Raw genomic sequence first — 19,374 nt, forward strand, 5'->3', positions numbered from 1 at the left:
AGTATAAAAAAACTCCTATTTCTATTTAGGATGACAAAGGTAATATTTCGTGACAGGCTGGGAAAGTGCCTTGAGATTAAACTGATCAGATGCTCTTGCGACATCCTTAATTTTTCCGGATTTCATAAAAATATTAATGTTCTGCCGATCTACGCTGTAGGCCTGGTTCCTGATCTCTCCGTCAAAAACCAGATACTCGGCTTCTTCCGCACTCCATTGCTCCCGCTCCATAACCTGCTGAAGCAGCGCCGCTTTCTTGTCCCGGTCAAAGGGTTTATCCTTAAGTCTGATCTTCAGAAGCTGGCGATTGATCAACATATCACATAAACGGGAAAGCACCGGATCATCATGGGATTGCCAGTCTTTCATTGCCGATTGAATATCAACATCATCCAAACGTGCAAACTGTTCGATCACATTTTCGTCAAAATCTTCCACCCCGATATTGTGGTCCATAAAAAAACGCAATGCCCGGGTTCCCGGAAGGTCCTCGCCTTCGGAGACTAAAAACTTCGCCCTCTGAAGCATCCGGATCAGAAGCTGCTCGGCAACCAGTCCCGTTTTATGAAGATAGACCTGCCAATACATCAGTCTTCGGGCCACCAGAAACTTTTCCACAGAGTAGATCCCCTTCTCCTCTACCACCAGCTGATCGTTAACCACATTCAGCATGGTAATAATGCGTTCACTGTTTATATTCCCCTCAGAAACCCCGGTATAGAAACTGTCCCTTTTCAGATAATCGGCCCGGTCCATATCCAGCTGACCGGAAATGAGCTGGTTCATGAATTTACGATGATATTCTCCCTTAAAGATCTTAATAGCCAGCTCGAGCTCGCCATTAAACTCGGCATTCAACAACTCCATGAACCTTAACGAGATATGTTCATGAGAAATCCCGTTTACTATAGAGTGCTCCATGGCATGGGAGAAAGGTCCGTGACCTATATCGTGCAACAGGATGGCTACCTGAAGTGCCTGTTCCTCCTCTGCTGAAATTACTACTCCTTTAAAACGCAGAGCACTTATTGCCCTGGTCATTAAATGCATACAACCAATGGCGTGATGAAACCGGGTGTGATGGGCACCGGGATAGACCAGATAGGACAGTCCCATCTGAGATATTCGTCGCAGCCGCTGAAAGTAACGGTGTTCGATCAGATCAAAAATTAGTGCACTTGGAATAGTAATAAAACCGTAAATTGGATCGTTAAATATTTTTAACTTGTTTGTAGTGTTCAAATCCGGCATTTAAGTGTTGCTTACAAATATACAGCTTATAGAATGAATGAAATAAAGATACTTTGGGTAGATGATGAGATCGATCTTTTAAAACCACATATCCTTTTCCTGGAGAAAAAGAACTACAGCGTAGACACCTGTCAAAGCGGGGTGGATGCGGTGGAAAAAGTGAGATCCGAGAGTTACGACATTGTATTTCTCGACGAAAACATGCCCGGTATCACTGGTTTAGAGACGCTGAGTGAGATCAAGGCAATCCGACCCGCCCTGCCGGTGGTCATGATCACTAAGAGCGAAGAAGAATACATTATGGAGGAGGCCATTGGGAGTAAGATCGCAGATTACCTGATCAAACCGGTGAACCCTAACCAGATCCTGTTAAGCCTGAAAAAGACCCTCGATCACTCCCGCCTTGTTTCTGAAAAGACCACCTCCAATTATCAGCAGGAATTCCGGAAGATTGCCATGGATATGGTCATGATTAACTCTTACCAGGAGTGGATAGCTTTGTACAAAAAGCTGCTCTACTGGGAGATTGAACTTGAAAACATTGAAGATGCAGGAATGATCGAGATCCTGGAGTCTCAGAAGGTAGAAGCCAACAGCATGTTCGGCAAGTTCATCGAAAAGAACTACCATCGCTGGTTTACCGAAGATGATCATCCGGTCATGTCGCATACCATGTTTCGGGAATGGGTAGTACCTGAATTGCAAACAGGACCTCCTACCCTTTTAGTGGTCATCGACAATCTGAGGTACGACCAATGGAAGAGTATCGAAGGCGCTGTAAACACCCATTATAAAAAGAAAAAGGAAAACGCCTATTTCAGCATTCTCCCTACCGCCACCCAATATGCCAGAAATGCGATTTTCAGCGGATTAATGCCTTCTGAAATGGAACGGCTTTATCCGGAGTTCTGGAAGAATGATACCGATGAAGGAGGAAAGAACCTGTATGAAAAAGACTTCCTGGAACAGCAGATCAGAAGAATGGGCTTAAAACTGAACTGGGAATACCATAAGATCTCCAGTTTGAAATCAGGAAAACAACTCGCTCAAAACTTTCCGAGTCAAAAAAAGAACGATCTCACGGTACTCGTATATAATTTCGTGGACATGCTTTCTCACTCTAAAACAGAAATGGAAGTGGTAAAAGAGCTGGCCTCTAACGACAAGGCGTACAGGTCGCTAACCCAAAGCTGGTTTCGCAACTCGCCTTTGCTGGATATCATTCAGCAGGCACAGCGCTTAGGCTTCAAATTAATCATTACCACAGACCACGGAACCATCAACGCTAAAAATCCTTCAAAGGTAATCGGCGACAGGGATACGAGTCTTAATCTCCGTTATAAAACAGGGAGGAGCCTCACCTTTGAAGAAAAAGAAGTTTACGCGGTCAAAGACCCCAAAAGCATCTTTCTTCCAACGATCAACATGAGCAGCTCATTTATCTTTGCCAAAGGGGATCTTTTCTTCGCATATCCCAACAATTACAATCACTATGTGAGCTACTACAAAAACACCTATCAACACGGAGGGATTTCTCTTGAAGAAATGATCATCCCCTTTGCGGTGTTAACCCCGAGGTAAAAGAGGAAGTTATTATTTGTAGCGGATCTTACTTCCGAAAACCAATTTGAGGTAATCTTCGACCACAAAAAGCATCGGGGTATGTATATACTGGTTTGAGCTTTTTATATCATCGGGCAGGGATTCATAGAGAGCGATCACCGGTAAGGCGTCAAGTTCTCCGAAAGGTTGCAAACCGATGTCTTCCTGAAACCAAAGGTCATCACGGTCGTCGATAAAGAAAGTCAGGTAACCAGGCTGATTGTACTCCTGAAGGGTCAATAGAAAAAGAAGTTTTTTCCCATTGAAATTATCAATGTCTAGCGGTAGAATAGGCATAAGTTGGTTGGTTTTTTAACAATTATTAAGATTTGGCACCACAAGTATATCGAATTTTTTCTATTTTTGAAAAAAACTTAGATAAAAAAATATGGCAAAAGCAATAGACAGAATCTTCACCATTATCAAATCTCTCGGCATGAGTGCCAGGCAGTTCGACATGTCGATAGGTGCATCCAATGGATACACCCTTCGTATGAAAAAGAACAACGCCTCTGTTGGGAGTGATATTTTGGAGAGGATCGTAGAGAAATATCCTTTTGTAAACATCAACTGGATAATCACAGGCCGTGGGAATATGTTTGGCATTGATGCCGAGGAAAAGCCAGCAAGAGAACTCACATTTGAAGAGGTGGAGGCCATCATAGATGCAAAAATTAAAGCTAACGAAAAAGAAGACCTGGAGGCTTTGATGGATAAGATCAAAGCTGAGATCAACAAAACTGAAAACAACAACTAATAGAAACCGGGGTCCATCCCCGGTTTTTTTATGACTGTTCCTTACTCAATTCTTCCAGCCGCTTCTTTATGCCTTTCAGCCTTTCCAGATATTCGGATGGAGCGTACTTTTTATGGTCTTTGATCAAGGCGGTTAATTCCTTTTTTAGGTTTTTCTTTTTCTCGCTTTGCGAATGATATGATAAATATTTTATAGTCTTATTTATTTTAATCTCCATAATGTTGTAAAACTCTAAAAGCAACACATAGTTCCTGAACCTTCGGGTCAACACAACCATGACAACAGAAATCAAGAGAATAATTGGGACCAAATTGAAAAATTTATAGCCATCAACTTCAGAGGTACTACTCAAAATCTCAAGCAATTGAAATAAACCTACCGAAAATGGGATTAAAAGAAAATATTTCCACCAATGTCGGTTAGAAAAGAACCATAATGATACTGGTATTATCAATATAATTTTTGCGCAAACCACCCAGAAGAATGTTCGTAAATCAGGAAACCCAAACAATGGCATATTCATGCCAAGAAAATTTAATTCCCTAACCCCAGGAGCTACAAAATCATATAAACTCAACAACAAAGGGGTTAATACTAATATTAGAGCCAGTAAGACTTCTAGGATCAATTTAGGAATGAAGGAATATGTTTGACGTGCAAAATCTTCACTTTTCAAATAATCGCTAGTTTCATTTAAGTAGTTATACTCTTTGTAAATAGTATTTAATTGATCTCTATTTAAATTTTCCTGATCAAGAACACCCTTTACCTTTGTAATTCTAGATTTATTTTCTTTCGATCTAGGCAGAAGATAAAGGTTTTCAGAATCTATATTAAATTTAGCACCAATATTAAACCGATAATATTTAAGATAGTTATTAATCATAACGATTAACACCAGGTAAACACCAACTAGTATTAGCTCAAAAGAATCGAAAGGCAAAATTCCAAATTCATCCTGTAAATTTGAGATCAGCTGAAAACTTAAAAATGCGATCGGAACTAAAATAGAAAATCTCCACCAATGTTTTTCCGTAATAAACCAAATGGAAAAGAATATGATTGGAGAAATCTTAACGAGGGTATGATAAGCTAACGCTTGAACTGTAGGGGTTATTTTAGGAGTAATACTAAAGAAAACTGTTTCCCATTCTTTAACATCTGGAACTAAATGATGAAAATAAACTAAAAATGAAGAAGATATTATTAAAAATATTAGTGTGAAATCTACCAAAAATAAACTTGTTGAGCTTTTTTTGATACTTTTAGATGTGGAGACTTGCATATGGGTTTGTTCCTTTATATTGGTAAAAATAAATTTTTCCAAACATTATTGCCTTACAATTTAAAAAATTGCTAACACTATCCCCTATGAGTAAATTTTCCTATAGCATAGACCAGCTTGATGAAGCCTGCCAGTTTATTCTAGATCATGCGAAATCCAGGGTCATATTATTCAAAGGTGCTATGGGTGCCGGAAAAACAACGCTGATCAAATCGATGGTGAAACTCCTGGGCAGCTCAGACAATGTAACCTCTCCTACTTTTTCCCTGGTCAATGAATACCACACCCTAGCCGGGCCCGTTTATCATTTTGATCTTTACCGTCTCGAAGATGAAGAGGAAGCTTCTGAAATAGGACTGGAAGAATACCTGTACAGCGGGGCCTGGTGTTTTGTGGAATGGCCGGAAAAAGCACAAGGCCTCTTCCCTGAAAAAACAGCCCTGGTCGATATTATCACACATTTAAACGGAATAAGGACCTTGGAAATTTCTTAAAAGCATAGTTTTATCTCCTACATTTTATCGCCTCAAATCGTTGTATATTAAAAAATTATCTAATATACGATAAAGGTTTTTATTATCCATACCCGATTTTTTGATAGGTTTGACTACGTTAAATAAAGTAAAAGTAGCACCATGTCTATCATAATATTCTTACAAATTTAATTAGTATACCCCCCAAATGTCCCCCATAAAAACATTTGACGGTTACCTGTGCCTGAAACCGAAAAAACCAATGATCCCGGATAGCCGTTTATAACAAAACCAGAAACCAAAAGATAACAGCCTAACCAGATCTTAAAATGAAAGCCACCAAGAGCTACTACAATCTCCTGTTTCCTGATCCAGGGAAGCTTTCCAAAAAATCAAACTTTGCACCATGGCGGAATTCAGGTCGAATCTCCACTGCTCACTAGGTGCATTATCCTGTTTTCCTGGAAGGCACTGCCTAAATATCTTAAATCAGTAGATTATTCAACTATCAGAACCTTATAAAACACCATTATCATGAAAACAACCGGAAAAATTTTATCATTTGTTTTTGCCATCGGCATCCTGAGCATTAGTGTCGTATCCTGCTCTAAATCATCTGTTGCTGACGAAGATTCTCTTTACGAACAACACGAAGGAGTTGACAGATATAAAGTTCAGGTGCCTGAAAACGGTTAATCTTTAATAACAAATTTTATCAAACTAACATCTTAAACAATCACACATGAAACCTTCAAAACTAATAACCTGCACCTTCGCTATTGCCCTGCTGGGACTAACCACCGTATCCTGTTCTAAATCATCTGTTGCTGACGAAGATTCTCTTTACGAACAACCCGAAGGAGTTGACAGATATAAAGTTCAGGTGCCTGAAAACGGTTAATCCTTAATAACAAATTTCTATCAAACTAACATCTTAAACAATCACACATGAAACCTTCAAAACTAATAACCTGCACCTTCGCTATTGCCCTGCTGGGGCTAACCACCGTATCCTGCTCTAAATCTGCTGTTGCAGACGAAGATTCCCTTTACGAACAACACGAAGGAGTTGACAGATATAAAGTTCAGGTGCCTGAAAACGGTTAATCTTTAATAACAAATTTCTATCAAACTAACATCTTAAACAATCACACATGAAACCTTCAAAACTAATAACCTGCACCTTCGCTATTGCCCTACTGGGACTAACCACCGTATCCTGTTCTAAATCATCTGTTGCTGACGAAGATTCTCTTTACGAACAACACGAAGGAGTTGACAGATATAAAGTTCAGGTGCCTGAAAACGGTTAATCTTTAATAACAAATTTTTATCAAACTAACATCTTAAACGATCACACATGAAACCTTCAAAACTAATAACCTGCACCTTCACTATTGTCCTGCTGGGACTAACCACCGTATCCTGTTCTAAATCATCTGTTGCTGACGAAGATTCTCTTTACGAACAACACGAAGGAGTTGACAGATATAAAGTTCAGGTGCCTGAAAACGGTTAATCTTTAATAACAAATTTCATCAAATTACCTTCCAAAAATAATCACATATGAAACTTTCAAAACTGATTACCTTCACCTTCGCTATCGCCCTGCTGGGACTGACCTCCGTATCCTGCTCTAAATCTGCTGTTGCTGATGAAGATGCCCTCTATGAACAACACGAAGGAGTTGACAGATATAAAGTTCAGGTACCTGAAAACGGTTAAGTAAAGTATAAGTACAAGTCTTTTTTTTAGAATTTAACATACCATGACTTAATTGGACTTATCACTAAGCAATCTTCAAAAATTATTTTTGCAAGATAATTCTTAGCCATTTTGTCAAATTATTTAATTTTGGTATTATAGTTATTTCAAAGCCCCTAGAAATATGATACCTACTAAATTCAAGAAACGCAAAGAGTCTTTCAACTTGGTCACTGGCTCTATAGTTGCAATTTTAATTGCGGTTTCACCTTATATATTTTATTTATACGAAAGTTTCCCTCGTGAAGAAACTTGGAAAACTTGGTTTTTTTATTTCTCAAGTAAAAGAGATCTTTTTACAACTGCTTGGCTAATTTTCAGCAAGCTAGTACCACTATATTTAATTACTATTTGGTTTCTAACTTGTAAACACTGGTGGTATCATGCTATACTTATTCCTATATCAATGTATGTTTTCCAACTAATGAGTTTATTCAATGAAGATATTCGTTTTATTGATGAATTTGAAATATATTATATCATTCCCATTATGATGATCGTAATTCCTCTTGTCTATCTTATCCGATTAAAAATTTTCGATAAGGTTGTACATGGAATTGATCTAAAACAAATTGATAAGGAATTGGAAAAATACGATGCTCTTGACCGGGAATTGGAGCGGGAGTCCAGATTCTACCAATCTTAAAAAGATTACTTAACTTTAGGGAATTCAATTAACCGGCCATGTCCTATCCAAATTCGCCCTTCAGCAAACAGGAACTCATTCCTCAGGAAGAAACGCTGGAGATCCTCAAGAAAAAAGGAGAGTTATTCATTGGAATTCCCAAAGAAAGCTCTTACCAGGAACGGCGTGTATGCCTCACTCCGGATGCTGTAAATGCCTTAACAGCCCATGGACATCGGGTAATTATAGAATCCAAAGCCGGAGAAGGGGCTAATTACAGTGATCGGGAATATAGTGAGGCTGGGGCCGAGATCACTTCCGACACCCAGAAAGTATACTCCTGCCCCATTGTCCTCAAAGTAGAACCCCCTTCCCTTAAAGAACTGGAATTGATCAACCCACAAACGATCATTATTTCAGCCCTTCAAATAAAAACACAAAGCAAAAAGTACTTTGAAACCCTGGCCAAAAAACGCATCACGGCCATGGCTTTCGAATTCATCAAGGATGAGGTTGGCAACTACCCTGCCGTTCGTGCCCTAAGTGAAATAGCCGGTACTGCTTCGGTGCTTATAGCCGCCGAGCTCATGACCAATATGAATCACGGTAACGGACTCATGTTTGGTAATATCACCGGGGTACCTCCGGTAAATGTAGTGATCCTTGGCGCCGGCACCGTTGGGGAATTCGCTGCCAGGGCCGCACTTGGACTAGGAGCCGATGTTAAGATCTTCGACAACTCCATCACGCGCCTAAGAAGCCTCCAAAACAACCTGAACAGGATCCTGTACACCTCTACCCTTCAGCCCAAGAATCTGCTGAAAGCACTAAAAAGATGCGATGTGCTTATCGGTGCAGTAAGAGGAATTGAAAGAGCTCCTGTAGTGGTAACAGAAACCATGGTCGAAAACATGAAGAACGGAGCCGTACTTATAGACGTAAGTATAGACATGGGAGGCTGTATCGAAACTTCGGAGATTACCACCCACGATAACCCTACCTTTGTCAAGCACGGCGTCACCCATTATTGTGTACCCAACATCCCTTCGAGGTATGCCCGCTCTGCCTCCGTGTCTATCAGCAATATATTTACGCCTTATCTTCTGAAAATTGGCGAAGATGGCGGACTTGAACAATCCTTAAGATTTGACAAGGGTTTAAGAAATGGTTTGTATTTTTACCACGGAATTTTAACCAGCAAGGCTGTTGCCGACTGGTTTGATCTTTCCTATCGCGATATAAACCTATTGATCTTTTAATTCAAGAATGTCTTTTCTAAAAAAAATCGGATTTTACCTTATTGGCCTTTCTATCGGTATTGTTTTTCTCACCTTTTTCTTAAAAGGTAAGAACACAGAGATTTGCTACTTCCCTACTTGTCGTGTACTTAAGGATATCAGATCCAAAGATCTTAACTACAGTCCTCAGGTCCAGGAACTCCTGAACAACAACGTATTAAAATCCGAGCAGATCGACCTGATCCTGCGAAACGGAGATATCGATTTTGGTCGTAGCGAAACCGAGAGCAAACCCTGCAAATCGTATATTATTGAAGGGGATATCAATGAAAAAGCCATCGAGCTGGTGGTAAAAAGCTGCGATGGCTATGCTGAAATCGTTTCTGTAACGGAACTTCAGGATTAATTTAGTTTTCTCCTTCTTCGCTCCTCAGTGAGTAAACTCAATTCTCTTGTGGTTTGTCCGGCTACAGAGGTATTCTCCTCTGCCCTGCGTATCAGGTAGGGCATCACGTCCCGCACCGGTCCAAATGGAAGGTATTTGGCAACGTTATAGCCATTTCCGGCAAGGTTAAAACTAATATGATCACTCATACCATAAAGCTGGCCGAACCATATCCGGGGATCATTTTGTTCGATTCCTTTTTGCGCCATAAGATCCATAAGAAGGTATGAACTATCCTCGTTATGAGTTCCCAGAAATACAGCCATCTCTTCGAGATGCTCCATCATATAATGCACGGTTGCATTAAAATTATCATCCGTATCTTTCTTTGAGGCACAGATCGGAGTGGGATAGTTCTTTTCCTTCGCCCTGGCATTTTCCTTCTCCATATAAGCCCCTCTTACCAACTTCATTCCAATCACGAATTTTTCTTCCCGGGCTTTTTGATGGAGGGCCTTCAGGTAATCCAGTCTGTCCCAACGATAGAGTTGAAGGGTGTTGTACACTACAGCTCTTTCTTTATTGTACTTCTTCATCATAAGTTCGCAGAGCTCATCTGCGGCATCCTGCATCCAGCTCTCTTCTGAATCGATAAGTAAGGAAATCTCCAGCTCATAGGCCTTTTTACAAATCACTTCATAGCGCTTTTTCACACGATTCCACTCGTTGATCTCCTCTTCATTAAGCGCCTCACCTGAACTTACTTTTTTATACAGATCGAATCTTCCAACCGCCGTGGGTTTAAAGACCGCGAAAGGAATCGCATCCTTTTCCTTTACAAAATCGAGTATCTTCAGGGTTCTGGCCACTACATCATCAAATTGCCTGTCTGATTCTTTTCCTTCTACTGAATAGTCGAGTACGGAGCTCACTCCGGCCTCATACATTTTATCAATTACCGGCATACAATCCAACTCGCTTACTCCTCCGCAAAAATGGTCAAATACCGTAGCGCGGATCAAACCGTCTACAGGTAAATGCGCTTTAATAGCAAAATTGGTAACGGCAGTGCCGATACGAACCAGGGGTTCATTTGCAATCATGCGGAAAAGGAAGTATGCCCTTTCCAGTTCAGAGTCACTTTTAAGCTGAAATGCAACCTGAGTATTGTTAAATATCTTATCCATAAGCCACTTTCAATCTTTGGCAAATATAGGAAGTGGAAATTGTATATTTTCAAACAAAATCTTCTTATTTTGCCCCTGTTTATTAACAACCGGACCATGCAAGAATTATCCGCCGGGAACGAACAGGCTCCCGTATATTTCTCAGATCAATACCTTCTTTTAGAAGAATTTCTGGCAACGGCAAAACCTTCCAGAATCTTTATCCTCGTAGACGATCAAACGCATCAGTTTTGCCTTCCCTTATTTCTGTCGAGACTACAGCAAGTTTATGATACAGAGGTGATAGAGGTGCCTTCCGGGGAAGAAAACAAACAAGTAGAGACCTGTATCGGGGTTTGGAATGCACTATCTGAGTTAGGGGCCGATCGGAAATCCCTGCTCATCAATCTTGGTGGCGGCGTAGTCACAGACATGGGTGGTTTTATTGCAGGGACCTTTATGAGAGGTATCTCCTTTATTAACATCCCCACTACCCTTCTGGCGATGGTAGATGCCTCTGTAGGAGGAAAAACAGGGGTAGATCTTGGCGGATTAAAAAATCAGGTCGGACTTATTCTGGAACCGGAAATGGTACTTATAGACAGTGAATACCTGAACACCCTGCCCTCCAGAGAACTGAGGAGCGGACTTGCGGAAATGCTAAAACACGGCCTTATCCGGGACGCCCGCTACTGGGAGCAGCTGGCAGGTATGAAAGATCTCACCCTGGATGATCTCGATCGTCTTATCCAACATTCCGTAAACATCAAAAGCGAAGTGGTGGCACAAGATCCCCGGGAAGGCGGCTTACGGAAGATCCTGAATTTCGGGCATACCCTCGGTCACGCCATTGAATCGTTTTTCCTTCAGAATGAAGACAGGGAAACCTTACTGCACGGAGAAGCTATTGCCATTGGAATGGTCATGGAAGCCTACCTGTCTCATGAACTCTGCCAACTTCCCCTGGAAAAAGCAGAATGGATTAAAAAGTGCTTTCTGGAATACTTCGGGAAGGTGGAAATTAGTGCAGAAGATCTTCAGGAGATCATCTCACTTTTAAAGTTTGACAAGAAAAATGCATCGGGAACGGTCAATTTTGTATTACTGCGGGATATCGGAAAGCCCGAGACCGACAAGGCAGTTTCAAATGAATTGATATCCAAGTCTTTAGCATTTTACAATAATTAAGTTTTTTGTTTGGAGGGAATAAAAAAAAACTTAATCTTGCACCTGTAATTATGAATAGATGAAGCTAAATTCAGCCTTTGGCTTTTGGCAATTTGTAACCAAAACAGGCTCCGCCATTCCATACAGCGTAGTATACTGTTATGGCGGGTTCATCAAAACCAGAAGCATTCCCTATTTCTTCCCATCCAATAGCTATCTACGGATTTGATTGAAGACCCCTCTTTATTTAGTTTTGTGTAAAATCCTACAATCAATTTTTTAATTTTTAAATTCTTACGATCCGATAGAATGAAAACCAAATACATCGATCTGATTGACCAAACCTACTACTTCCCACAGGAAGAGTTCACCCTTAAAGACAATTGTCTGAGATTTCACGATATCGACCTGATGGAACTCATTAAAGAGTATGGTGCTCCTTTAAAGTTCACCTACCTCCCTCAGATATCCAATAATATAAAAAGGGCTAAGTACTGGTTTGGCAATGCCATGAAAAAGCACGATTATAAAGGGAAGTACCACTATTGTTACTGTACCAAAAGTTCTCATTTTGAACATGTACTTACCGAAGCCTTAAAAAATGATATCCACATAGAAACTTCTTCCGCCTTTGATATTGATATTGTCAATCATCTTATCAAAACAGGAAAGCTCACCAAAGACCAGTATGTCATTTGTAACGGATTTAAAAGAGATCAGTACATTAACAATATTGCCGATCTTATCAACAATTCCCACAAGAATTGCATCCCCGTTATCGATAATTACGAAGAATTAAAATTACTGGAGGAAGCTACCACATCCCCTTTCCAGATCGGGATACGAATCGCTTCTGAGGAAGAACCAAAATTCGAGTTCTACACCAGCAGATTGGGCATTGGGTATAAGAACATTGTTCCTTTCTACAACAGAGAGATCAAGGAGAACCCAAGGGTAAACCTTAAAATGTTGCACTTCTTTATCAACACAGGGATCCGCGACACTGCCTATTACTGGAACGAACTCCAAAAATGCCTTAAGGTTTATATTGAACTAAAAAAGGTATCCCCCTCTTTGGATTCCCTTAACATCGGAGGTGGATTCCCGATAAAGAACTCCCTTACTTTCGAATATGATTACGAGTATATGATCGATGAGATCATTTACCAAATCAAGGCATCCTGCGAAGAAGCCGGGGTGGATGTACCTAATATCTTTACCGAATTCGGCAGTTTTACAGTAGGAGAAAGCGGAGGAGCCATTTACGAGGTGCTTTACCAGAAACAGCAAAACGACAGGGAAAAGTGGAACATGATTAATTCATCTTTTATCACCACCCTGCCCGACAGCTGGGCGATAAGCAAGCGCTTTCTGATGCTGGCGGTTAACCGGTGGAACGATGAATATGAAAGGGTATTACTTGGTGGGCTCACCTGCGACAGCGACGATTATTACAACTCTGAGCAAAACATGAATGCCATTTACCTTCCCAAATACAGCAAGGCAAAACCCCTTTATATCGGGTTCTTTAATACCGGTGCCTACCAGGAAAGCATAGGTGGATTCGGGGGCTTACAGCACTGCCTGATCCCCAGTCCGAAACACATCCTGATCGACAGGGATGAGGAAGGAAACATCACAACAAAATTATTTTCTGAACAACAAAAAGCAACCGACTTCTTAAAAATTCTTGGATACGATGAGTAAAAAAAACTATGCAGGTATTCCTGACAAATACGGTCGCCTGGAAGACGCACAAGTGGTATTGATCCCGGTTCCTTATGACGGTACTTCTACCTGGCAAAAGGGGGCAGACAAAGGCCCTGAAGCATTTTTGGAAGCTTCTGAGAACATGGAGCTCTTCGATATTGAAACCCGGTCTGAACCTTATAAAAAAGGAGTATATCTCGCGCCACCGGTTAGCGAAAACAGCTCTCCTGAAAAAATGGTGGAGGCCGTTCATAAAACAACGAAGAATTATATTAAACAGGATAAGTTCGTTACACTTTTCGGAGGAGAGCATTCTATTTCCATAGGATCGATACGAGCCTTTAACGAATGTTTTTCGGACCTCACCGTACTCCAGATCGATGCGCACGCCGACCTGAGAGAGGAATACGAAGGTTCTAAATGTAATCATGCATGTGCAGTTCACGAAGCCAGTAAGAACACCAAACTGATCCAGGTGGGAATACGAAGCATGGATATCAGTGAATTAGAACATATGACTGAAGACCAGGTTTATTTTGCGCATCAGATGATCAGTGACGAAGACTGGATGACAGATTCTATTAATCAAATGACAGAAAATGTATTCATCACCATTGATCTCGATGCCTTCGACCCCTCTATCCTTCCCTCAACCGGAACTCCGGAGCCCGGGGGTATTTTGTGGTACGAAATGACGGAATACCTGAAAAAGGTCTTTAAAAAGAAGAATGTGGTAGGTTTTGACATAGTTGAACTTTGCCCGAACCCGGAAGAAAGATCTTCTGATTTCCTGGCGGCAAAGCTTTATTACAAAATGCTTGCCTATAAATTCAAATACTCCAATAACAAAAATCAAGATGACGATGAAGACTAAAGGAGCAATCACAGAATTCATTCAGAAATATTACCTGCATTTTAATGCTGCCGCACTTGTTGATGCGGCTAAAGGCTACGAAGAGCAGCTCGAGAAGGGTGCCAAAATGATGGTTACCCTGGCCGGAGCCATGAGTACGGCAGAACTGGGTAAGATCTTTGCTGAAATGATTCGCAAGGATAAGGTGCAGATCATCTCCTGTACCGGAGCCAACCTGGAAGAAGATATCATGAACCTGGTGGCTCACAGCCATTACAGAAGGGTTCCTAACTACAGAGACCTAACTCCCAAAGAAGAATGGGAATTGCTTGAAAAGGGACTCAACCGGGTTACCGATACCTGTATCCCGGAGGAAGAAGCCTTCCGAAGACTTCAAAAACACATTTACAAGATCTGGAAAGATGCCGAAGCCAAAGGAGAGCGTTATTTTCCGCATGAATTCATGTATAAAATGCTCCTTTCCGGAGTATTGGAAGAATACTATGAGATCGACCTGAAAGACTCCTGGATGTACGCTGCGGCCGAGAAAAACCTCCCTATCGTAGTTCCGGGATGGGAAGACAGCACCATGGGGAATATTTTTGCATCCTACGTCATGAAAGGTGAGCTCAAAGCCTCTACCATGAAAAGCGGAATTGAATATATGACCTACCTGGCCGACTGGTACACTAAAAATTCATCCAACGGTGTTGGATTTTTTCAGATCGGAGGCGGAATTGCCGGAGATTTTCCGATATGTGTGGTGCCAATGCTTTACCAGGATATGGAGATGGAAGACATTCCATTCTGGAGTTATTTCTGCCAGATCTCTGATTCAACCACTAGTTACGGTTCGTACTCCGGAGCAGTACCCAATGAAAAGATTACCTGGGGGAAACTCGATATTGATACACCAAAGTTCATCATTGAATCTGATGCCACTATCGTAGCGCCCCTGATCTTTGCCTATTTGCTAGATATGTAATTTAGATCAAAAAAGTTTTGGGTATAATCTTTTTTTTCGTTTACATTTAAATAACCGTTACAGTCACGCTATGAAAAGAGTAATTGTTGATTTTAAGAAACTTACGAACGAAATCCTCACCATGCTGGTGGAAAAATATCCGGACGGTTATGGTGACGACGACATCATCCGATTCCGCAATGCCAACAACGAAACGGTGGAAGCCGTAGAGGTTCGTACGGAAGATACCGTGTACCTGGTCAAGGTAAGCACCAAGCTTGCTGACACCATGGAAAATTTTGACGAAGACGATGATGATTTCGGATCTGACAACTCTGACCTGGAATCAGATAACCTGGAAATCCCCGATGAGTCGGACGACGATAAATAATTCTTCAGTAAAAATCTCTATAAAGCCCCGATAAGGGGCTTTTTTTATTTCGCCAGATACCTGTCTTTTAACACTAATTCATGATGTTTCTGATGCCCGCTTATCATAAAACCCAAGGCGCGAACACTTACATCCTTCCCGTCTGCCTGTCCAACACGCAACATGGAAGAACTGGAAAAACTTCGGAATAAAGCAAGAGAAGCAGCTCTAACCGCATTAAACTCCTCCCTTAAGGAAACTAGACTCCGTTTTTCGGCTTCAGAGGCTTTCACATAGGTATCCTGGTCATATCCTGGAAACGAGGTCATATCCCCTCTTGCTATGCACAAGGCCCGATACTGAAAAACCCTTTCCGCGTCGATAATATGAAGAATCAACTCCGCAATGGTCCACTTACCCGGGGCATAGCTATACCCCAAATCGTGTTGTTCTAAGCCATTTAAAATAGTATTGAACGCCTTTTGCCTGGCCACCAGTTCCTCCAATAAGTCAACCGCTCCCACTACATTTATATAGGGTGCGTAAAATATCGCATACTCACTTTTATTCAGGTCTTTTGTCTTCATACAATATTTCTTTATCTTAGATAGATTCTAAGTATTTTGAGGCGTAATTTTAAGGAATTTTTCCATATTATTGCTGCGGTTTGAAGGTTTGGTTATCAAAAATAACGTTGTAGCCTTAATCAAGATATTCCCTTAATTCAATAAATGATCCTGTGTAAGTGTTGAAGCCTTTTACTTATTACCTTATTTTCTTTCTCCTCCTGGTTTGTAAGGGACTAACTGCTCAAAACAGTCATCGAATTCGCGCACAGCTACTCAACGAAACCAAATCCCTGCAGATTCAACAGGAAATCATCTTCTATAATCACAGCCAGGACACCCTGAATGAAATCTGGTTATACGACTGGAACCATGCGTATTCCAATAAAAGTACCCCCCTGGCCAAGCGGTTTACTGAAGATTTTAAAAAAGAGTTTCATCTTGCCAAGACATATCAGCGGGGACGAACCAAGGTCCAGAATATAGCCGACAGGAATTTTAATTTCCTCAATTGGGACCGCACCCCTGAAGATGACCTGATCAGAATTCAGCTTCAATTTCCGGTATATCCCGGGAAATACTATTTGCTGCGACTCAATTACACCACCGAATTTCCCTCTGACCAATTTACCGGATACGGCTACAGCGATAACCTGGAATACAATTTAAGGTATTGGTATCTTACCCCTGCCCTGTACCGGGACGGCTGGCATAAGTACAGTAATAAAGACCTGAATGACATTAGTCAATGGCATGAAAGTTTTGAACTCAAAATTACCTATCCGGGAAATTACACCCTCTTGTCGGATCTCAACCTTACAGAGAAAGACAGAAGCCGACTTTATCATACAGACTTACTTTATGGCGAAAACCGTGGAGACATTAAACTTTTCCTTCGCAAGAAGAATGATTTTGAAATTTTTCAAAACGAAAACCTTTCACTGATCACTAATATAAAAAGTGAGGACCTGTCGGTAATCACAAGGGTTAATGCGGCAAACCGGGTTATTAATTTCATTCATGAGAAACTGGGCGATTACCCGCACGACAAACTCCTGGTTTCTCAGCAGGAATACAATGCCAATCCACTCTACGGCCTCACCCAGCTTCCTTCATTTTTAAGGCCCTTCCCGGAAGAATTTCAATATGAATTCAAATTACTTAAGACCACGGTTCAGAATTATTTGCAGAACAGCATATTTACAGATCAGCGAAAGGAGCGCTGGGTAACGGATGCTATTCAGATTTGGCTCATGATGGATTATAAAGACCGCTATTATCCCGACATGAAAATGCTGGGAAAGCTCTCCAACTCTTTTCTCCTTAGCCGCCTGAAACTGGCGGAAATGGATTTTAACGAACAATATCCATTTTTTCAAATGCTCATGGCCCGAAGAAACCAGGACCAGTCACTCCTTACCCCTACAGATTCCCTGGTGAAATTCAATGAAAAAATCGCTAATAAATACAAAGCCGGAGTTGGACTAACCTACCTGGAGAGTTATTTAGGTAATGACTATCTGAACCAAAGTATAAGCGAATATTTCAGCACCTATAAAGAACGTTATGCTACGGCATCTGATTTTGAAGCCGTTCTAAGGGAAAAGGCCACGAAGGATATAGACTGGTTTCTCGAAGAGTATGTACGTCAGAACAGGCGTATCGATTTTAAGATCAAAGATTACGAAAAACAAGGCGACAGCATTTTAGTTTCCCTGAAAAACAAGACCGGAGCAAAGGTGCCTGTAACCCTTTTTGGACTGGATAAAGATGAGCATATTCTGTTTAAAGAGTGGGTTTCCGATATCGAAAATGAAAAGCAGGTCACCGTGTCAAACGGAGATGTTAACCGCCTGGTTCTTAACTATGATCACGTAATTCCTGAATTCAACCAAAGAGATAACTGGAAATCCCTTGGAGGGTTCTTTTCAACGAACCGCAGGCTGAAACTGCAATTTTTTAAAGATGCAGAAGATCCCAATTACAACCAGATCTTTTATGTTCCGGCCTTCAACTATAACATTTATGACGGCCTTACCCCTGCCCTTCGTTTACATAACAAGACCCTGAGAGACCGCCCATTTATTTTTGACGTTTCTCCGGGCTACGCACTAAAAGAAAAATCCCTGGTAGGGAATGGTTCCCTGACCTACAGGAAATACTTCCAGGAAGGAAACCTGTATGTAATCAGCGCTGCGATATCAGGAGCCAGTTTTCATTATGCGGAAAATTTAAGATACAGTACCATAACCCCTTTTCTCAACTTCGGATTTCGCGATAGCGATCTGAGATCTAACGAAAGACAATTTCTCTATACACGGTTTGTCAACGTTCTACGCCAAAACTCTCCTACAATAGATACAGATCCCGATTACAGTATTTTCAATGCCAGGTTTAGTTACAGCAATAACGGGATCGTGAAATATAAATCCTGGTTCATCGATCTTCAGATCGCAGCAGAATTCTCGAAAATATCCTTTAACTGGGAGTGGAGAAAACTGTTTCAGAACAACAGGCAGCTCAACCTGAGGTTCTTTGCTGGGAAATTTATATATAACGAAAGTGAGTCCGATTTTTTCAGTTATGCCCTTGACCGCCCAACCGATTATCTTTTCGATTACGGCTATCTGGGTCGTTCCGAAGAAACCGGATTTGCCAGTCAGCAGGTCATCATTGCCGAGGGAGGTTTTAAATCTAAACTCCCTGACCCCTTTGCCAACGACTGGATCACCACCTTTAATGCCTCCATGAACATCTGGAGATGGGTTGAGCTGTATGGCGATATTGGCTTTATTCACAGTAAGGATGAAAGTACGCGATTTGTATACGATTCCGGGGTGCGATTAAACCTGGTTACAGATTACTTTGAATTGTACTTCCCTGTCTACTCGAATCTTGGATGGGAAATTGCTCAGGACCGGTACGACCAGAAGATAAGGTTCGTGGTCACACTGTCGCCAAGAATCCTGAGCGGACTTTTTACGCGTAAATGGTTCTGAGACAAGGACTTAAAGCCTTAAGATCATTATCTGCAACCTGTTGATCGTGTGTTTTGCAATTGCGATATTCTTAAAAATGTCTAATAATTTCAATTAAATATCCATTTTTTACTAAAATTATGAAGATTTATTAAGGATTTGTTATTATTATTAGCAAAAGCTGATTGTTTTTGAACCGCTTTTTATCTACTTTTGCAAG

The 19,374-nt window shown here is 41.1% G+C and carries 23 protein-coding genes; 18 read left to right on the forward strand and 5 right to left on the reverse strand.

All coding sequences use genetic code 11. From position 1 onward, the window contains the following. Positions 1-21: 21 nt before the first annotated feature. On the reverse strand, positions 22-1,242 hold the full coding sequence (locus K7R11_RS10360) for an HD domain-containing protein (RefSeq protein WP_224490520.1): 1,221 nt from the start codon (positions 1,240-1,242) through the stop codon (positions 22-24). Between the two features lie 42 nt (positions 1,243-1,284). On the opposite strand from K7R11_RS10360, the gene porX reads away from it, so the two are divergent. Next, on the forward strand, positions 1,285-2,832 hold the full coding sequence (gene porX / locus K7R11_RS10365; RefSeq protein WP_224490521.1) for a T9SS response regulator signal transducer PorX: 1,548 nt from the start codon (positions 1,285-1,287) through the stop codon (positions 2,830-2,832). Positions 2,833-2,844: 12 nt separating this feature from the next. Here porX and K7R11_RS10370 read toward each other — a convergent pair whose 3' ends face one another. Beyond that, positions 2,845-3,150, reverse strand: coding sequence for a hypothetical protein (locus K7R11_RS10370; RefSeq protein WP_224490522.1), 306 nt, complete (start codon positions 3,148-3,150; stop codon positions 2,845-2,847). Positions 3,151-3,241: 91 nt separating this feature from the next. On the opposite strand from K7R11_RS10370, the gene K7R11_RS10375 reads away from it, so the two are divergent. Continuing rightward, positions 3,242-3,610, forward strand: coding sequence for a hypothetical protein (locus K7R11_RS10375; protein WP_224490524.1), 369 nt, complete (start codon positions 3,242-3,244; stop codon positions 3,608-3,610). A gap of 28 nt (positions 3,611-3,638) precedes the next feature. Here the strand turns inward: K7R11_RS10375 and K7R11_RS10380 are convergent, their stop codons facing one another. Then, complete coding sequence (locus tag K7R11_RS10380) at positions 3,639-4,937, reverse strand: hypothetical protein (RefSeq protein WP_224490525.1); 1,299 nt, start codon at positions 4,935-4,937, stop codon at positions 3,639-3,641. A gap of 44 nt (positions 4,938-4,981) precedes the next feature. Between K7R11_RS10380 and tsaE the strand changes: the two genes are divergently transcribed. The 10 genes from tsaE (at position 4,982) to K7R11_RS10430 (ending at position 9,401) form a co-directional block, all read left to right on the forward strand. Further along, positions 4,982-5,389, forward strand: a complete 408-nt coding sequence (gene tsaE / locus K7R11_RS10385) for a tRNA (adenosine(37)-N6)-threonylcarbamoyltransferase complex ATPase subunit type 1 TsaE (protein WP_224490527.1) — start codon at positions 4,982-4,984, stop codon at positions 5,387-5,389. Between the two features lie 513 nt (positions 5,390-5,902). Then, positions 5,903-6,064 (forward strand): hypothetical protein, encoded by a 162-nt coding sequence (locus K7R11_RS10390; RefSeq protein ID WP_224490529.1) that lies wholly within the window; start codon positions 5,903-5,905, stop codon positions 6,062-6,064. A 46-nt stretch (positions 6,065-6,110) separates the two neighbouring features. Next, entirely contained in the window at positions 6,111-6,269 is a 159-nt protein-coding gene (locus tag K7R11_RS10395; RefSeq protein WP_224490530.1) for a hypothetical protein, read from the forward strand. Positions 6,270-6,316: 47 nt separating this feature from the next. Next, on the forward strand, positions 6,317-6,475 hold the full coding sequence (locus K7R11_RS10400; RefSeq protein ID WP_224490531.1) for a hypothetical protein: 159 nt from the start codon (positions 6,317-6,319) through the stop codon (positions 6,473-6,475). A 47-nt stretch (positions 6,476-6,522) separates the two neighbouring features. After that, a complete protein-coding gene (locus K7R11_RS10405) occupies positions 6,523-6,681 on the forward strand; it encodes a hypothetical protein (RefSeq protein WP_224490532.1) in 159 nt (52 codons plus the stop codon). A 47-nt stretch (positions 6,682-6,728) separates the two neighbouring features. After that, positions 6,729-6,887, forward strand: a complete 159-nt coding sequence (locus K7R11_RS10410) for a hypothetical protein (RefSeq protein ID WP_224490533.1) — start codon at positions 6,729-6,731, stop codon at positions 6,885-6,887. Positions 6,888-6,934: 47 nt separating this feature from the next. Further along, positions 6,935-7,093, forward strand: a complete 159-nt coding sequence (locus K7R11_RS10415; RefSeq protein WP_224490535.1) for a hypothetical protein — start codon at positions 6,935-6,937, stop codon at positions 7,091-7,093. Positions 7,094-7,256: 163 nt separating this feature from the next. Continuing rightward, positions 7,257-7,778 (forward strand): hypothetical protein, encoded by a 522-nt coding sequence (locus K7R11_RS10420; RefSeq protein ID WP_224490537.1) that lies wholly within the window; start codon positions 7,257-7,259, stop codon positions 7,776-7,778. A 38-nt stretch (positions 7,779-7,816) separates the two neighbouring features. After that, complete coding sequence (locus K7R11_RS10425; protein ID WP_224490539.1) at positions 7,817-9,016, forward strand: alanine dehydrogenase; 1,200 nt, start codon at positions 7,817-7,819, stop codon at positions 9,014-9,016. A 7-nt stretch (positions 9,017-9,023) separates the two neighbouring features. Next, positions 9,024-9,401: a DUF4258 domain-containing protein gene (locus K7R11_RS10430; protein ID WP_224490540.1), complete on the forward strand. Its 378-nt coding sequence runs from the start codon at positions 9,024-9,026 to the stop codon at positions 9,399-9,401. Here the strand turns inward: K7R11_RS10430 and K7R11_RS10435 are convergent. Further along, positions 9,398-10,567: a proline dehydrogenase family protein gene (locus K7R11_RS10435; protein WP_224490542.1), complete on the reverse strand. Its 1,170-nt coding sequence runs from the start codon at positions 10,565-10,567 to the stop codon at positions 9,398-9,400. The two genes, K7R11_RS10430 and K7R11_RS10435, sit on opposite strands and share 4 nt — an antisense overlap. A gap of 96 nt (positions 10,568-10,663) precedes the next feature. Between K7R11_RS10435 and aroB the strand changes: the two genes are divergently transcribed. From aroB to K7R11_RS10460, 5 genes are all read left to right on the forward strand, one after another. Beyond that, positions 10,664-11,734: a 3-dehydroquinate synthase gene (aroB, locus tag K7R11_RS10440; protein ID WP_224490543.1), complete on the forward strand. Its 1,071-nt coding sequence runs from the start codon at positions 10,664-10,666 to the stop codon at positions 11,732-11,734. 288 nt (positions 11,735-12,022) lie between these two features. Next, complete coding sequence (locus tag K7R11_RS10445; RefSeq protein ID WP_224490544.1) at positions 12,023-13,420, forward strand: arginine decarboxylase; 1,398 nt, start codon at positions 12,023-12,025, stop codon at positions 13,418-13,420. Continuing rightward, positions 13,413-14,297, forward strand: a complete 885-nt coding sequence (gene speB / locus K7R11_RS10450) for an agmatinase (protein ID WP_224490547.1) — start codon at positions 13,413-13,415, stop codon at positions 14,295-14,297. The genes K7R11_RS10445 and speB overlap by 8 nt, the downstream gene beginning before the upstream one ends. Then, positions 14,287-15,261: a deoxyhypusine synthase family protein gene (locus tag K7R11_RS10455; protein WP_224490548.1), complete on the forward strand. Its 975-nt coding sequence runs from the start codon at positions 14,287-14,289 to the stop codon at positions 15,259-15,261. Before speB ends, K7R11_RS10455 begins: the two co-directional genes overlap by 11 nt. Positions 15,262-15,331: 70 nt before the next feature. Then, positions 15,332-15,631: a hypothetical protein gene (locus K7R11_RS10460; protein WP_224490550.1), complete on the forward strand. Its 300-nt coding sequence runs from the start codon at positions 15,332-15,334 to the stop codon at positions 15,629-15,631. A 44-nt stretch (positions 15,632-15,675) separates the two neighbouring features. Here K7R11_RS10460 and K7R11_RS10465 read toward each other — a convergent pair whose 3' ends face one another. Continuing rightward, positions 15,676-16,197, reverse strand: coding sequence for a DinB family protein (locus K7R11_RS10465; protein ID WP_224490552.1), 522 nt, complete (start codon positions 16,195-16,197; stop codon positions 15,676-15,678). Positions 16,198-16,355: 158 nt separating this feature from the next. Between K7R11_RS10465 and K7R11_RS10470 the strand changes: the two genes are divergently transcribed. Continuing rightward, complete coding sequence (locus tag K7R11_RS10470; protein ID WP_410528197.1) at positions 16,356-19,175, forward strand: metalloprotease; 2,820 nt, start codon at positions 16,356-16,358, stop codon at positions 19,173-19,175. Positions 19,176-19,374: the final 199 nt, after the last annotated feature.

The organism is Robertkochia flava, assembly GCF_020166515.1.
In the GTDB taxonomy this organism is placed as follows: Bacteria; Bacteroidota; Bacteroidia; order Flavobacteriales; family Flavobacteriaceae; genus Robertkochia; species Robertkochia flava.

Excerpts from the sequence above, each read along its gene's own strand:
- porX (WP_224490521.1), top strand. The coding sequence starts at position 1,285 with ATGAATGAAATAAAGATACTTTGGGTAGATGATGAGATCGATCTTTTA.
- K7R11_RS10370 (WP_224490522.1), bottom strand. The coding sequence starts at position 3,150 with ATGCCTATTCTACCGCTAGACATTGATAATTTCAATGGGAAAAAACTT.
- K7R11_RS10375 (WP_224490524.1), top strand. The coding sequence starts at position 3,242 with ATGGCAAAAGCAATAGACAGAATCTTCACCATTATCAAATCTCTCGGC.
- tsaE (WP_224490527.1), top strand. The coding sequence starts at position 4,982 with ATGAGTAAATTTTCCTATAGCATAGACCAGCTTGATGAAGCCTGCCAG.
- K7R11_RS10390 (WP_224490529.1), top strand. The coding sequence starts at position 5,903 with ATGAAAACAACCGGAAAAATTTTATCATTTGTTTTTGCCATCGGCATC.
- K7R11_RS10395 (WP_224490530.1), top strand. The coding sequence starts at position 6,111 with ATGAAACCTTCAAAACTAATAACCTGCACCTTCGCTATTGCCCTGCTG.
- K7R11_RS10400 (WP_224490531.1), top strand. The coding sequence starts at position 6,317 with ATGAAACCTTCAAAACTAATAACCTGCACCTTCGCTATTGCCCTGCTG.
- K7R11_RS10405 (WP_224490532.1), top strand. The coding sequence starts at position 6,523 with ATGAAACCTTCAAAACTAATAACCTGCACCTTCGCTATTGCCCTACTG.
- K7R11_RS10410 (WP_224490533.1), top strand. The coding sequence starts at position 6,729 with ATGAAACCTTCAAAACTAATAACCTGCACCTTCACTATTGTCCTGCTG.
- K7R11_RS10415 (WP_224490535.1), top strand. The coding sequence starts at position 6,935 with ATGAAACTTTCAAAACTGATTACCTTCACCTTCGCTATCGCCCTGCTG.
- K7R11_RS10420 (WP_224490537.1), top strand. The coding sequence starts at position 7,257 with ATGATACCTACTAAATTCAAGAAACGCAAAGAGTCTTTCAACTTGGTC.
- K7R11_RS10425 (WP_224490539.1), top strand. The coding sequence starts at position 7,817 with ATGTCCTATCCAAATTCGCCCTTCAGCAAACAGGAACTCATTCCTCAG.
- K7R11_RS10430 (WP_224490540.1), top strand. The coding sequence starts at position 9,024 with ATGTCTTTTCTAAAAAAAATCGGATTTTACCTTATTGGCCTTTCTATC.
- K7R11_RS10435 (WP_224490542.1), bottom strand. The coding sequence starts at position 10,567 with ATGGATAAGATATTTAACAATACTCAGGTTGCATTTCAGCTTAAAAGT.
- aroB (WP_224490543.1), top strand. The coding sequence starts at position 10,664 with ATGCAAGAATTATCCGCCGGGAACGAACAGGCTCCCGTATATTTCTCA.
- K7R11_RS10445 (WP_224490544.1), top strand. The coding sequence starts at position 12,023 with ATGAAAACCAAATACATCGATCTGATTGACCAAACCTACTACTTCCCA.
- speB (WP_224490547.1), top strand. The coding sequence starts at position 13,413 with ATGAGTAAAAAAAACTATGCAGGTATTCCTGACAAATACGGTCGCCTG.
- K7R11_RS10455 (WP_224490548.1), top strand. The coding sequence starts at position 14,287 with ATGAAGACTAAAGGAGCAATCACAGAATTCATTCAGAAATATTACCTG.
- K7R11_RS10460 (WP_224490550.1), top strand. The coding sequence starts at position 15,332 with ATGAAAAGAGTAATTGTTGATTTTAAGAAACTTACGAACGAAATCCTC.
- K7R11_RS10465 (WP_224490552.1), bottom strand. The coding sequence starts at position 16,197 with ATGAAGACAAAAGACCTGAATAAAAGTGAGTATGCGATATTTTACGCA.